The following is a 15,113-nucleotide window of genomic DNA, read 5'->3' on the forward strand; positions in this document are numbered from 1 at the left end:
AAAAGCCGCTCGGTATGAGCGGCTTTTTTGTTTGCCGTTTACTCAGTTTTGTTGTTGTTCCGATTTGTTATAACTAACTTTTGGCCTAAATACTTTAACATGAGAACGGTTTTATTATTCTGCCTTTTATTGTCATTTCAAGCGATAGCCCAGGACAAAGGCGACTTGATTTTTATCTTTCAGAAAAGTAAATATGAGTTTGTTAGCAAGCAAATGGAGCAAACGCAGTTGCTAGAAAGTTTTCGTCGTCACGCCAATTACACTCTTTCTTTCCCTCGTGATATACCCGTATATTTTTGTGATTGTGGTATTGAAAATGCGTTTTATCAGCCTATTGGTAATGGTGGTTATATTAAAATGTGTTATGAGTATATCAATGCCATGTTTAATAAACTAATTCAAAAGAACGGTAAGGATGAAGCAGGCATAAAATTGGCGGCATCGGCGGTATTGGTTCTCTACCATGAATTAGGTCATGCCATAGACCATCAATTTGATCTAGCAACGACTGGGAAACACGAAGATTTAGCGGATGAATTTGCATTATGGCTTTTGTTAAAACATCCAGCGGCTGAAACCCAAAAAATTGCTTACTACTCCATCCTAAACTGGTACTACTCAGCCAAATCATTAGAAAATGCCATTTTTATGGGAAGGGCTAAATACGCCGATACGCATTCACCGTCTTTAGAGCGTTATTTTACCCTTTTGTCATTATTTTGTGGGTCAAACATGAACCGTGCTTACCAATGGCAATTAATCGGTGATGATATTTTTAAGCCTTACCAATTGCCTTTATCGAGAGCAAAAAGGTCAAAGGACGAATATGAAAACTTTATTAATGACTGGAAAAGGGTGTTGGGGCCATTCTTAAAGTCAAATAGTTCAAGTACTGATACACAATATGCCGCTGTCGATACAGTTGTTGCCCCATCAAGGCATTATCAAATACATCCAAGTCAACTCCAAAACACAAGTACAGGTAAGGTCGGTGTAGCTCTAAATGTAACAGGTTTTGGATTTGGGCAAAGGCCACCTGTCAACGATACATTTAACGAGTCAGGACGAATTACGTTCCAAATTACTGTCGATGAAATTGGTAACATCACTGGTATAAGAACGAAAGAATCAACCGTAAGTGAAAAGGTTGTCGAATTATACAAACAAGCCGTTTTGAAAATGAAGTTGGTACCAAAGTCTGACAATGTACTTTCTACTTCCCAAGGAACAATTACTTTTAACATCAAAGGTCAATGAAAAAAGTTGTTTTTTTTGCTGTTGTATTATTTATTTCAAGTTGTGCCGAATTACATCAAAAACAGTCCCCAAAAGGTGATACAACAAAAGTTTTAAATGTGGTCAAATCCATTCATTTTAAAAGTTTGAAAGAAAGTAGCTTTGGAAAAGTTGATTTGTCTGAAAATGATTCTACTATCGAAGCAAATTACTTACCTTCTAATTTTGATGTTACCATTGATTCTTTGGAAAGGCAGTTTGGCACATATACCGTATATAAGAAACAAGTCTATTTCGCCGACTTAAACGGTGATGATATGATAGATGCCTTAGTAGAATTCAGTTTTAACCCTTACGGTGGGAACGGGTTTCAGTCTTATTTCGGAGTTCTTATCAATAAAAAAAACGATTATTTTTTAGTTGACTCTTTAAATTCGGGAAGCCATTGTGGTGAGCCGATTTTAAAGATAGATTCAATATCAAATTTGAAGATTTATGCAAGCGGCCTCGCATATCGTCATAATGACAGTTGTTGTTGTCCAACTGAGCCCATAAAACGACAATATGTGTTAAAAAACAATAAAGTTTTGATGATTAAATAAAAAACAGCCCCGCCAATCTGACGGGGCTGTTTTTGTTATACGGAGTTGGTACCTCTAAATAAGCCCATTTCTACGTAAATCACTCACGATTGAAGAAGTGAGCAATTTGGCATAATGCTTTTCAGTAATTTTGATTGACTTATGCCCAAGTATTCGTGACACGGTTTCAATCTTTAGCCCAACATTCAGTAAGTACATGCCTGCCGTACGTCTTGCTAGGTGTGTTGTAAATTCATCAATCTTTTCGGCCTCAAAGCCTGCAATTCTAGCCGCTTCTTTTAGATACTCATTCATCTTTTGATTTGTGATAACGGGTAAATTGTAATCGTACTTTTCCAGTAATTGACGAGCCGAGACAAGCAATGGTATTGAACTTAATTCAGTTGTTTTGCCACGATAAATCATAATCCACGTAATACCTTCATTGTCAACATGAAGGTGCTTTTTGGGCGAAAAAAGCAAAAGTTCATTGTAAGCCATCCCTGTGTATGCCTGAAAACAAAAGCAATCTACGGTTCTTTGTAATCGGTCATCATAAAAAGGGCATTTTGCAAATTTTTCGAGTTCATGTTTATTTAAGTAGCTCAATGGCTTTTGTTTTGATCGAGCGACCTTTAGTGACTTCGTCGCATTATATGGCAAAGCACCCTCAACCACCGAATAATCCATAATTCTTTTTACCGCTTGTACCGCACGTGCGGCATGGCTAAGGCTATTTTTAAGGTTTTTGATATGGTATTCGTAATAATCTTTTAACCATCTTGGAGTTACTTCAACCAATTCAATGTCTTTTCTTTTGAGGACACTTTCAATGTAAGTTTGAAGCATAGCTCTACGCGAATACCATGATTTCATGGTGCTTGGATTCAGCGATATACTCAAGTCTTGAATGCACTTGTCGTAAAAAGCCAAAAGGCAAGATTGGACAATTGGCGTCTTTTTGGTGTATAGTTGTTTGATGATTTGAGCCGTAATGGCTTTTTCCTGTTTGCGTAGGTCGTTGAAAATTTCTGTTAATTCAGCCCTGATTTGGGTGAGGCGTTCATTTTTTTGCCTCACATCTTCCGAATACCCTTTGATAGATTGTTGTTTATGTTGCCAGTCATCGGGGAAACACGCAATCCCTGTAGCAAAGTCGGGTGCGCATATTCCGTCAACCCTAATTCTGCAATACAAATAGTGAATTTCTGCCTTGGAGGCATTTTTTTTTGAGCGGATTTTGAATCTAACGCGGAAAGACATTCTTTTTTACGATTGACATGATTTTGAACAATAAAGGTTAAATCAGCCAGAGCTATCAAAAACCCTACAAAAAGGCATAAAAAAATTTAGAATTTAGTAAACGGTCATGTATCCGTTTTAGAAGAACAACGCACCTGATTTTGGGGTACTTTTCGTTGATTTATGTAGAAGGAGATTATAACAAAAAAGCCCTCAAATTGAGGGCTTTTAGGCTAAAACAGTGAGCTATTTTGCTCTTTCGTGGTCACGTAGGGATTCGAACCCCAAACCTTCTGATCCGTAGTCAGATGCTCTATCCAATTGAGCTACGCAACCGTGTTATTTTTTTTAATTATTTCCCGTTGTTTTGGGAATGCAAAGGTAGGGGTATTTCACCCCTTTGTCAAGCCTTTTTTTGATTTTTTTTGAAAATATTTTTTGTCGAACCTGCGTTTTTGAGCTAAACACGCTGCTTTTCAGAAAGATAAGTGTTGAAAAAAAATAAAAAATTTTTACTTTTTTTCAACAAAACCTTCGCCCGCTGCCGCCATCGCTCGTAATTTGGGGGTGGGGCGGAAGCGCTCCCCGTAAGTTTCGGCAAGACGGTCGCATTCGGATACGAAGGTGGAAATGCCCACGTAGTCAACAAAAGACAGCGTGCCGCCCGCGTAAGGAGGGAAACCCCAGCCGAGAATCGAGCCCAAATCGGCGTCAAGGCGCGTTCGTATCACACCTTCTTCAAAGCACCGCACCGTTTCTATCGCCTGACGGTACAACAAACGCGTTTTTACTTCTTCCAACGTAGGCTGTTGGGTACTGACGGGAAATAATTCCGCCAAACCTTCCCATAAGTGTTTTTGGCCACCTTCGGGGTATTCGTAAAACCCTGCTTTGGCTTTTTTACCCAAGCGCCCCATTTCAGTAAATTGTTTCCCAATTTGGTAGCTAGTGTCGGTTTCGGCCAGTACGCCGTCTTTTACGGCTTGTCCCGCGATTTTATATACCAAATCAAGTGCCACTTCGTCCGAGACTGCCAACGGCCCTACGGGCATTCCTGCCAGTTTTCCTGCGTTTTCAATGAGCACAGGGTTTACGCCGTCTTTAAGGAGCTCCATTCCTTCGGATGTGTAAGTGCCAAAACAGCGCGACGTATAAAAGCCCCGCGAGTCGTTGACAACAATCGGCGTTTTTTTGATTTTACGGGTGTAATCTATTGCTACTGCTAAGGCGTAGTCAGAAGTTTCTTTGCCGACAATCAATTCCACCAACATCATTTTATCGACGGGAGAAAAGAAGTGAATGCCAATGAAATTGGCAGGATTCGCTGAGGCTTTGGCAAGGCCCGTGATGGGCAAGGTGGATGTATTGGAGGCAAATACGCCGTTGTTGACTAATTGAGGTTCGGCTTCTTGGGTAACGGTGGCTTTTAGCTCGCGGTTTTCAAAGACGGCTTCGATGATTAGCTCACTACCCGCCAAATCATCGGCGTTGGCTGTCGGTTTGATTAAGTCCAATACGCCTTCGGCTTTCAATGCGTCGAATTTGCCGCGTTCTACGGTTTTTTTTAACAAACTACGCGCGTAGTCCTTGCCTTTTTCAGCTGCTTCTTGGCTGACGTCTTTTAAAATGACTTCGATGCCCGCCAGCGCACTGACGTAGGCAATGCCCGCACCCATCATGCCCGCCCCCAAAACACCCAATTTTTTTACCTCCGTCTTGGCGATGTCTTTGGGGCGGCTTGCGCCTTTGTTGGCTTCGTTTAAGCCCAAGAACATGGTACGAATCAGGTTGCCTGCTTCTTTGGAGGTAGCAACTTTGACAAAATGACGGGCTTCAATGGCAATACCTCGGTCGATGTTGACCAACAATCCTTCGTAAACGCACGACATGATGTGTTGGGTCGAAGGGTAATTTCCTTTCGATTTGTCCATCATCATTGCTGTGCCTACCGTAAAGGTTTGCATTCCGACAGGGCTTAGCACTGCGCCATTGGGAACCTTGTAGTTGTCTTTGGCCTGAATTTTACCCGTTTTTTTATTGATTTCGTCCCAAGGTTTTAGCGGTTTTGGATTGGCTGCAATCCACGAAAAAGCCTTTTCGAGCATTTCTTCGCGGGTTTCGGCGACGGCATCGACAATACCCATACCTAAGGCATCTTTAGGGGAGAGTTCTTTGCCTTCCAAAATCAATGGTAGAGCGGCCTGCATTCCAATCATCCGCGGCAATCGTTGCGTACCACCCGCACCTGGTAGTAGCCCAACTTTTACTTCGGGAAGTCCCAGTTTGGTTTTGGGGTTGTTGAGGGCGACTCGGTAATGGCAAGCCAGACATATTTCTAAGCCACCACCCAGCGCCGTGCCATTGATGGCCGCGACTACGGGTTTGCCGTTGGTTTCGATGCGTCGAAAAAGCTCGTTGAGTCCTGCGGAGATTTTGAGCATTTCGGCGGGGTCGCCTCCTTGATTGCGCAAAATCATTTTTAGGTCAGCTCCTGCCACAAACTCAGGCTTGGAGGATGTAATGACGATTCCTTTCACGTCAGCGTCAGAGAAGGCTTTTTTGAGCGCTTCTCCAAAAGCAGGAACGGAGTCGTCGTTGAGGACGTTCATGGGCGAGCTTGTCATGTTCCACACAATCATCGCTACCCCGTCTTTTACTGAATAATCAATGGCCATTGGTTGTTGATTGATAAGTGAGTATCTGATTTTTACATAAACTTGAAATTGTATGCCAAAGATACAATTGGGGAGGCAAAAATTTGAAGCTGGTAGGCGGTATAGGCGGTTCCTTGGGTTTTCAAAAATACCGAGTACTGGTTTTTGCGACCGTAGAGGTTATAAACGGTGAAAATCCAGCTGCCAATCCAACGTTTGTCTTTGAGCGATGGGTTGTTGATTTGCCACGAAAAATCAAGACGGTGGTAGTCTTTGATACGGCCTTGGTTGCGTTCGGCATAGTAGGGGTAGGCTTTCCCTTGGAAACTCACAAAGCCGTTGGGGATGGTGTAGGGGCGGCCTGTCCCGTAGGTGAATGTCAACGAAAGGCTGTGGTATTTGTTCTCACTGAAATTGAGCGACATGTTCACGTTGTGAGGACGGTCGAAGTTGGCAGGATACCATTTGCCATCGTTGATACGTTCGGTGAAGCGAGGGCCTTCGTCCACCAAATTAAATACCCTTGAATACGTGTAATTGACCCAACCCGTCATTTCGCCTTTTTTCTTGGTGAGCATTAATTCTAAGCCGTACGATTTACTCCGTCCCTGCAATACTTGGGTTTCGATGTAGTTTTGCAACAAAAAATCGGCACCTGGTTTGAAGTCTAGCACGTTTTGGGTGGCGCGGTAGTAGGCTTCTAGCGAAAACTCATAGATGTTATTTTTAAGGTTTTTGAAATAACCAACTGTCCACAACTGACTCACTTGCGGCCGAATATGGGCATCACTCATTTTCCAACGCGAGGTGGGAAGGGGAGTGGTGGTATTGGAAACCACTTGTAAATACTGACGCATGAGGTTGTAGCCGAACTTAACCGACGACAGTTCGTCGATGGTATAACGCAGCCCCACGCGTGGCTCAAAACCTCCGTAGGTTTGGAGGGGTTTGCCGCTTCCGTAAAAAGTGGAGTCGATAATGCTGGCTTCGGATTTGGGGCTACCGTCGGCGTACGAACGCACAGCGGCGGGGCCTAAGGCCATAAAATACGAATAACGCAGTCCTACCGAAACGGTTGTTTTGCGGTTTATTGAGATTTCATCTTCCGCGTGTAGCGCCAATTCCAGCCCATATTCGTTGGGAACGCGCAAAGGGTTAACTCGGTCGTTGGCGCCAGGGTTTAGCGTGCCTGGCTGCAACTGATAATGGGTCATGTTTGCCCCAAATTCTATTTTATGGGCTTTGTTGGGGGTATAATTAAAGTTGGTCTTGGCCTGTCGCTGAAGGATTTCGGAGCCAATCGTTACTTTATTATCGCTGTTGAGTTCGGGCAAAAGGATGGTGGGGCGATATTGGCTAAAAACGGCTGTGGTTTGCACGTTGAGACGGTCGTGGAAGGCATGAAACCAGCGAGCGGTAAAGTTGAGGGTGTTGTAATCGTATTGGGTAGAAACGGAATTGATGTTATTGATACCGCCAAGAAGGTCGGTTTGGAAGAAATCGGTGCTGTAATAATTGGATAATGAAAAGGTGTTTTTATCATTGATTCTCCAAAAGAGTTTGGCGGCGGCATCTCCAAAACTCGCCCGAATGTTTTTTAATTTTTGAGGCCCCCACTGAAACGCAAAATCGTTGAATGCCCCGCGCCCCGTTATCAATATCCCCACTTTTTCTTTGACCAACGGGATTTCGGCGGTCAAACGGTTGGCGACGAAACTAATGCCGCCTTGGAGTTTAAATTTGTCCAAGGATGGGTTGGCCATCGAAATATCGAGTACCGAAGCAGCTCGCCCGCCAAACCGAGCAGGGGCAGTCCCTTTGTACAGTTCCATGCTAGAAACGGCGTCGGGAGGAAAAACAGAAAACAAACCAAACAAGTGAGTTGGGTTAAAAATAGGGGCGTCGTCGAGTAAAATTAGGTTTTGGTCAACGGCACCACCGCGGATATTGACCCCGTTGGAGGCTTCCCCTACGGAAGTGACCCCAGGGAGCATTTGCAAACTTCGTAGCACATCGACTTCTCCCAAAATGGCAGGGAGGCGTCTGATGGTTTTAATGTTCAACTGCGTTACTCCCAGCAAAGGCCGAGCCACATTTTCGTCCACGGCTTGGGTAGAAATAACAACTTCTTCGAGCTCTTTTGCCACGTTGAGAAGTTTGACGTCTAAGTGGATGTTTTGGTCAAGTGTGAGTTTTAGGCGGTGCGGACGGTATCCTAATCGGCTGATGACGACGGTGTAGTCGGCTTTACTAAGCATGATGGTGAAAGTGCCCGTAGAATCGGTATAAAGCCCAGATTTGTCAAAATTTAGGCGGATGGCGGCATTGCTGATAAGTTCGCCCGTTAGCGAATCACGAACGATGCCACTCAGTTCAAACGGTCGGGTGGGGGGGTGCTTGACGCGTTGTTGGGCCCATATATACCCCGTACCCGCCATTAGCCAGAGAAAAAGAAGTAGCCTTATTTTCATTCCAATTGTAGTGTTTTCTCAGGTGTTAAAATAAAATGGGGTATTTGCTTTCTCACTTTTACAAAAGCCATCCTGCGGGGCGAATGGGCGTTCGGGTAGCACTTTGCACACAGGGTGCTAAAGGAGGGCGAGACTCAAACAAAGGAGGCATGGGAGGGGTGTCGGGCTCAAGTGAAGGTTCTCGCCCAAGCATGAGGTACTTGTAGGCGTTAGAATAAGGGCGTTTATCAATAAAATGACGGGATTTTGCCACCCCTGCCGTCCCGAAATAGCCAACTACTTCTTCGGTGCTGTCATCTATGTTTCTAACGTTACCGATAATGGCAGAGGGTGGTGTATCGGTCAGATTACCCGTGTTTTGAGCTTGGTCGCGCAGGAGTTTGTAATATTCGTAGGCATTAGGAGAAATGGATAGTTGCTGGATTTCGACCAGCGCTGCCCGATTGGCAAATCCACCTCCCATTACATAGAACGGAATTTTGGCAACTTGCTGGGCCTGAACTTGGCGACCATTGGAATAAATATCCGAAAAGACGGTAATTTCATTGCTGTAAAAAATCTCCCAACAAGGGGCATCACATCGGTAATCGTATATCGTCCGACTGTTACGCTCAGGAATACACACAAACGTTTTTGAGTCCAGTTTTCCGCCTTCGCAAGTGGCACATAAGCCTTGCTCCTCGTAGTCTGTCCAGCGCCACAAATAGAAGTTGCGCTCATTGGCGGGGTCTTTAAAATCAACGTAAACATCTAACGAAGAAAAAGCAACTCGTTTTCCTGTGCGGTCTAGGATGCCATCACGGTTGTATTTATGGTAGATTTTATCAATTTCAGGGGAAGCCCTCAGCTGTTCTTTTTCTGACTCATATACTTTTCCTGTGGGGGTTCGGAAATGTAATTGGTAGGTTTGACCGACTTGGCCATTAAAAGTAGCGGGAGCTATATACACGCCACTTTCGTATTCGGCTAGTTTTACAACCGAACCGTCGCCTACCCTGACTTCGACCTCACAATTTCGCAGCGGCACAGAGTAATAGGTGGCATTTTCAGAACGAGCTGTTTTCAAGGTGACAGTCAGACCGTATCCGTTGGTTACGAATCCATCTACGGTGATGACCTCCGAATTGAAACGATAGTTTACATCATAGACTTCAACGCACGAAACCCACAGCAAACAGAGAATAATAAAGGTGATGGCTCTTTGTAAAAACATCCCGAAATGTAACAATTTAGGACGAGTTTTCTGAGGAATATCTTATTCAGTCTTTTTATTTTACTACAATGTGCAGACTAATCACGCTATTTTATAGATGAATGGATGAGGTAAGTCCCACTTTTTTCGTTGGGAAATAGCGGTTTCATTGCGTAAATTACCCCCAAATTCTAAAACCATTTTCGATGAAAAACCTCATTCCCAGCACCCTTGTGGTGTGTTTGGCTTTGGGAGGTTGTAAAACCACTCCCGAACAAACAAAAGTGCTCACCCAAGCTGAATATCCTGCCGCTCCCGTTGCCGCCAAAAAGCCCAAAACTTTCACCAACCACGGCTATCAGCGTGTGGACGATTATTATTGGTTAAAGGATAAAACCAACCCTGAAACCATTGCTTACCTGAAAGCTGAAAATGCCTATGCTGATACGGTGATGGCTTCGACCAAAGCGCTTCAAAAAACGCTTTTTGACGAAATGAAAGGCAGAATCAAAGAGGAAGACCAGTCGGTGCCGTCGTTCGATAATGGATACTATTACTATTCTCGCGTTGGGAAAGGTCAACAATACAGCGTTCATTGCCGCAAAAAAGGCAGCCTTGACGCTGCTGAGGAAGTCATTTTTGACGAAAACAAAATGGCCGCAGGAAAAGGAGCTTTCATCATGGGAGGCTATGAAGTAAGCGATAACAACAACATTGCGGCTTATGTTAGCAACACCACAGGTTCTTATGCTGAGTTTGAGCTGCGTTTTCGGGATTTGCAAACGGGCAAAGAGCTCCCTGACGTTATCAGTCGCATGGGCGGTAGCCTTGCGTGGGCGGCCGATAACCAAACAGTGTTTTATTCGGTGCCTAATGCTGCCCTTCGTTCGCACAAAATTTATAAACATATAGTCGGAAGCAACGCCAAAGACGAACTTGTATATGAAGAAAAAGACGAGCTATTTAACTGCTACGTGGGTCGTTCAAAAACCAAACGCATCATTGCGATTCAGTCGGGAAGTTTCACTAGCAGCGATACTCGAATCCTGCCCGCTGACCAGCCCAATGGAAAGTTTACGCTGTTTTTGCCGCGTCAAAAAGACGTTGAATACAACATCACCGACCACCCAGCACATTACTATGTGTCGTGGAAAGACCCACAAAACAAAAACCAAAAAATATACGAATTGCCCAAAGAAGGCTATGAAAACCGCAGTACGTGGAAGGAGATTGTTGCACATGACCCCAAAGCAAAAATCGAAGGGATAGATATTTTTGAAAAGTATATGATTATCACCAAACGAATCAATGGGTTGCTAGAGATGCAGGTGAGGGAACTGACGACGGGGAATAGCAAAACGATTTCGTTTCCAGAACCTGTCTATACCGCCTATCCGATGGGTACGCCTGATTTTACTTCAACGAAATTCCGTTACGCTTATACTTCGCTCAACCGCCCCACTACGACCTACGACTACGACATGCTGACCAACAGCAGCACAAAGCTCAAAGAACGTGAAGTGCCGAGTGGGTTTAACCCCGACGACTATGAGGTAAAGCGCCTTTGGGCAACGGCCAAAGACGGTGTTAAAGTCCCGATGGCTGTTGTACATAAAAAAGGAATCACGCTCGACGGTACCAATCCGAGTCTTTTGTATTCGTATGGGTCGTACGGGTATTCGTCGGATGCGGGTTTTAATGCCAATATCTTTAGCTTGGTCAACCGTGGTTTTGTCTATGTCATTGCGCAGATTCGTGGCGGGTCAGATTTGGGCGAACAGTGGTACGAAGACGGGAAATTGCAGAAGAAAATGAACACCTTTACCGATTTTATTGCCTGTGCCGAGCACCTTGTGAACGAAAAATATACGTCTCCAGAAAAATTGGCCATCAACGGTGGAAGCGCAGGGGGCTTGTTGGTAGGAGCCGTGACCAACTTACGCCCTGATTTGTTTAAAGTAGTGGTGGCGGAAGTGCCTTTTGTCGATGTGATAAATACCATGCTCGACCCTAATCTTCCGCTGACGACTCAAGAATACGAACAATGGGGTAATCCGAACATCAAAGCTGACTACGATTATATCATGACGTACTCACCCTACGACAACCTCAAAAAAGGAAATTATCCCAACATTTTGGCCACGGGTGGTTTAAATGATTCGCAGGTTGGTTTTCACGAACCTGCCAAATGGGTCGCCAAAATACGGACGCTTAAAACTGACCAGAATGTAGTCCTTCTCAAAACCAACATGGACTCAGGTCACGGCGGTTCGACGGGGCGTTTTGATTACCTCAAAGACGAAGCCTTCAACTACGCCTTTATCCTTAGCCGATTGGGAATAGGGAAGTAAACCAGTTTATATTACCCAAAGACTACATTTATTTCTTGATGGCATTTGCCTTATTGCTGGTAAACACATAGTCCACAAAAGACTGTCTATGTTGACTATGTGTTTATTCTACTATTTTCTATGTGTTTTAAAAAGAATGCGACCCTATCCTGCATTTGTTCGGATACTCCACGGTGGAATAATCAAACTTGGAAAGTTTAAAAGTTTTTAGTCAATACAATATTCAATTGACGATTTTCTTTGGCCGCTTTTTCGTCCATTTTACGACCGACAACTACCCCCAAACCCAGCCCAATGGGTAAGCCAACTCCCAATAAACCCATGTTTTTGGTAGCTGCCCCTATCGCTACTCCAATAGGTAGGCCAATAGCCGCCATACCCATACTCATCCAAATCGTTTGGTAGTAGTTTTTAGGGACAATTTTTACCTCTTTTGCCAAAAGGTTAACAATAGTTGATTGCTTCATTTTAATGAATTTCCCAAAGTCGGTTCCTGAGCCAGCAAACGAGTTGATTTCCACAACGTGAGCATTGATGCAGTCGATGAGTTGGGAAGGAATTTCTTTTTTTCTTAACTCAATTAGTAAAGTATCAAATTGGTTGTAAGTAGCTTCTAATTTAGGCGTATTTCCAATCTCAATTTGTGTTGATAAATGCTTGATTTCCATGAGAATGTTATTCTGGGGTTGTTAACTATTGACGTTCGTGAAATGCTGTTTTCTGTTGTTTCATGAACGTTTGCCATCCAGCTGGGAAAATAGCCTGATTGTTTTCGGTCATAGCTTCCATCTTTTGTTGAATGGAGGCTTGAATTGCTTTAGGAAGTGAATAAAACGCTTTGTCCACTTGGGTTTCTCGTTCAAAATCAAGGACTCCATTTTGATGTCGAATGGCGTATTTTTGGTCTTTGTAATAAATGATAAATTTGATTCTTCCGTCGTCGTATCCATTAGCCCCTTTCGTTCCATAGACAATGATTGGGTCAGGTATTCCATCTTTATCTACATCATTAAAACTGCAATATTTCGTCCAAAACCAGATGTTACTTTCTTGTTTTTCTTTGGCAAGAACAAAATCATTGATTTCCCAAAGTTTGATAAAAGAGGCTTTTTCTACTTTTAAATTAATTGCTTTAATTTTGGTATGAAGAGTGTCTTTTCCGTTTGCAATTTTATCAATGTTTTCAGTCAATAAGCAATAATATTGTCCAGCTTTGTCGGAGTATTTGTACGCGCGATAAATAGGAAAGTTGATCCCAAAGTTTTTTTGAACACTACTCGGAAATAGCGTATTAATTTGCTGGTTAGTAAGTATTTCTATTTGAAAAAAAAGGGGAGTATAGGAGGTTGTAGCAAGCAATAAAAGTAGTAAAAATCGCATAAATAGGTTATTAATGGAGTAAATGTTGGCCAATACCTGAGATAGTTGAGGTATTGGCCAAATTTTTAAAAGTTACTGTCCAATCACAATTTCTTTTTCCTGATAGCCCCCCCGCGTTGAAAGTAGCTTAACTTTTGCTTTAACGCTTCCCGTTTGGTTGAGTTTTACACGAAAAACGCCTTCTTTCGTCTCGTTAGGAGCCGTATAACCCGCAAAAATGGTTTTATCAAACAAGGTTGGTTGGGTAATCACCACTTTTGCTTCTTCAAAACCTTTCAACAAGTTCTTGTCAATGTCGAGGGTGAGGCGGTCTTCTTGAACGATTTTAACGCGTTTGGCTTGCTCAAGGGCAACGGGAAGTTTTCCCGTATTGCTCCATTTAACTCGAATTTCGTATTCTTTGTTTGGAAGTGCTTTGACCGAAACGTCCTTAAACTCCACTTGCGGAAGCTCCAGCGCCATGCCTAAGTTGAAAAGAGATTGTTTCGAAATCCACGTTTCCAAGTTCCAAGCTGGGCCATTTTGGGCAAAAAACTTGGGATGGAAGCCACCAAGTTCGACTTCTCCCAAAACGGGGTGCGTAAATTTTGTCCAAGGTTTAAAGCCGTTCTTTTTATTGGCTTCGTCGTCCCACATGAGGCCGTCATATTCGTCGTATTGGCCATCTTTGTCGTAATCTTTCATGGCGCCACCGTTCCAAAGCTCATCACCGTACCAGATGGAACCGTAATAAAAATACCCAAAATCAGGGCCGTGGCCAAAGAGAGGTTGGGGTTTTGAAGGGTCACCCGTCACGCGGTCGGTTTTGCTGCGCGTCGCATAGGTGTAATAGACATCGCCCGCCCACGGATAGTTGGTGTGCGAAAGCCCAAGGCTGTCCATGTGTTTGTAAATAGCCAAGTCAGCAGGAAACATACTTTCTTCGCTTTTCGACGTTGATGGTGGGCGCAAGTGCATGGGCACCCGCGTATCCATCGAGTTGACCACCGAAATATTAGGATGTTGAAGCAACCACAATACCGTCGAACGCGTTTCAATCTCGCTCAACGGATAATCACCCGCTCCACCTTGGGTATAGCCCCTGCCCGTGAGGTCGCCACCTTGGTCGGGGCGCCAGTTTTCGGGGTAGTTGCGGTGGTTGTCGAGTCCACCTATTCCGTCTTCGTTGTATTTGCCATCGCCGTCGTTATCAATGCCCTCGGTATAAACGAGCCATTCTCCTTTTCCTTCTTGAACGCGTTTCATCAAGCGCGGGTCGCGGGGGTCTAGGATAAAGTCTGCCTTCTCTTTTTCAGCTTTGGTGACTGCTTTTTTACGAATTTGGTAAATCACGCCGTCGCCGTCGAGGTCTTCTTCGGGATCTTCGTCGAGCAAACCATCACGGTCATCGTCTTTGGGATGCACGGTACTGCGATTTCGCTGGGCCGAAAACAAATACATGGTTGAGCCATCAGGATTATTTTCGGGACGTAAATAAATGGTTTTTGTATCAATCAGTTTGGTGATGGCGGCGTCTTTGCCGTAGTTATCGAGCAGGTGTTTGGTGAGCCATAAAATTGCTTCGCTACTGGTCACTTCACCACTGTGGCGGCCTGCTTCAAAGTAAGCGGCAGGTTTGTCGGTATGCTTGCCCGTTTTTTTGTTGGTGAGGGTCATTTGAAGAATAGGACGACCTTCGTAGCTTTTCGCAACTTCGTATAAGTCAACGAGATTGGGGTATTGCTCGGCCCATTTACGGTACCAGTGATACATCACATCGGGTGAGTGATAGACATCAAATGCAAGTTTGTCAGTAGGGGTGTACTGGACGTCTTTGAAATAATGTTTTTTGAAAAAACTTACCCCATGACGTTCTCCTTTGACGGTGTAGAATTTGTTAGCGGTGTCTTGTTCGGGCCATTTTGGTTCGGGATAATAGGATTTTTGAGCCCAAATACTGACAGAAATCAGTACGAGCGAAAGAGTAGAAAGGGTTTTCATTGGAATTTAGAGAGTGTTGTTGAATG

The 15,113-nt window shown here is 43.9% G+C and carries 10 protein-coding genes and 1 tRNA gene; 3 read left to right on the forward strand and 8 right to left on the reverse strand.

Translation table 11 applies throughout. The annotated features are described in order from the left end of the window. Positions 1-99: 99 nt before the first annotated feature. Together FHS57_RS23500 and FHS57_RS23505 are read left to right on the forward strand one after the other, a co-directional pair. Positions 100-1,257, forward strand: a complete 1,158-nt coding sequence (locus FHS57_RS23500; RefSeq protein ID WP_183977958.1) for a DUF4344 domain-containing metallopeptidase — start codon at positions 100-102, stop codon at positions 1,255-1,257. Further along, on the forward strand, positions 1,254-1,838 hold the full coding sequence (locus tag FHS57_RS23505; RefSeq protein ID WP_183977960.1) for a hypothetical protein: 585 nt from the start codon (positions 1,254-1,256) through the stop codon (positions 1,836-1,838). Before FHS57_RS23500 ends, FHS57_RS23505 begins: the two co-directional genes overlap by 4 nt. A gap of 54 nt (positions 1,839-1,892) precedes the next feature. On the opposite strand, the gene FHS57_RS23510 is transcribed toward FHS57_RS23505, so the two are convergent. From FHS57_RS23510 to FHS57_RS23530, 5 genes are all read right to left on the reverse strand, one after another. Further along, positions 1,893-3,080: a site-specific integrase gene (locus tag FHS57_RS23510; protein WP_183977962.1), complete on the reverse strand. Its 1,188-nt coding sequence runs from the start codon at positions 3,078-3,080 to the stop codon at positions 1,893-1,895. Positions 3,081-3,321: 241 nt separating this feature from the next. Then, positions 3,322-3,395, reverse strand: a tRNA-Arg gene (locus tag FHS57_RS23515). A gap of 176 nt (positions 3,396-3,571) precedes the next feature. Beyond that, complete coding sequence (locus tag FHS57_RS23520; RefSeq protein WP_183977964.1) at positions 3,572-5,734, reverse strand: 3-hydroxyacyl-CoA dehydrogenase NAD-binding domain-containing protein; 2,163 nt, start codon at positions 5,732-5,734, stop codon at positions 3,572-3,574. Positions 5,735-5,766: 32 nt separating this feature from the next. Then, positions 5,767-8,184: a TonB-dependent receptor gene (locus FHS57_RS23525; protein ID WP_183977966.1), complete on the reverse strand. Its 2,418-nt coding sequence runs from the start codon at positions 8,182-8,184 to the stop codon at positions 5,767-5,769. A gap of 58 nt (positions 8,185-8,242) precedes the next feature. Beyond that, on the reverse strand, positions 8,243-9,397 hold the full coding sequence (locus tag FHS57_RS23530) for a DUF4249 domain-containing protein (RefSeq protein ID WP_183977968.1): 1,155 nt from the start codon (positions 9,395-9,397) through the stop codon (positions 8,243-8,245). Between the two features lie 185 nt (positions 9,398-9,582). On the opposite strand from FHS57_RS23530, the gene FHS57_RS23535 reads away from it, so the two are divergent. Then, positions 9,583-11,727 (forward strand): S9 family peptidase, encoded by a 2,145-nt coding sequence (locus FHS57_RS23535; RefSeq protein ID WP_183977970.1) that lies wholly within the window; start codon positions 9,583-9,585, stop codon positions 11,725-11,727. A 197-nt stretch (positions 11,728-11,924) separates the two neighbouring features. Here FHS57_RS23535 and FHS57_RS23540 read toward each other — a convergent pair whose 3' ends face one another. From FHS57_RS23540 to FHS57_RS23550, 3 genes are all read right to left on the reverse strand, one after another. After that, a complete protein-coding gene (locus FHS57_RS23540; protein ID WP_183977973.1) occupies positions 11,925-12,395 on the reverse strand; it encodes a hypothetical protein in 471 nt (156 codons plus the stop codon). A 25-nt stretch (positions 12,396-12,420) separates the two neighbouring features. Further along, the gene (locus tag FHS57_RS23545) at positions 12,421-13,107 is read right to left on the reverse strand and encodes a M949_RS01915 family surface polysaccharide biosynthesis protein (protein WP_183977975.1); all 687 of its coding nucleotides are present in this window, start codon (positions 13,105-13,107) and stop codon (positions 12,421-12,423) included. A 72-nt stretch (positions 13,108-13,179) separates the two neighbouring features. Next, positions 13,180-15,087: a M14 family metallopeptidase gene (locus FHS57_RS23550; protein WP_183977977.1), complete on the reverse strand. Its 1,908-nt coding sequence runs from the start codon at positions 15,085-15,087 to the stop codon at positions 13,180-13,182. Positions 15,088-15,113 lie beyond the last annotated feature (26 nt).

It is taken from the genome of Runella defluvii, from assembly GCF_014195535.1.
In the GTDB taxonomy this organism is placed as follows: Bacteria; Bacteroidota; Bacteroidia; order Cytophagales; family Spirosomataceae; genus Runella; species Runella defluvii.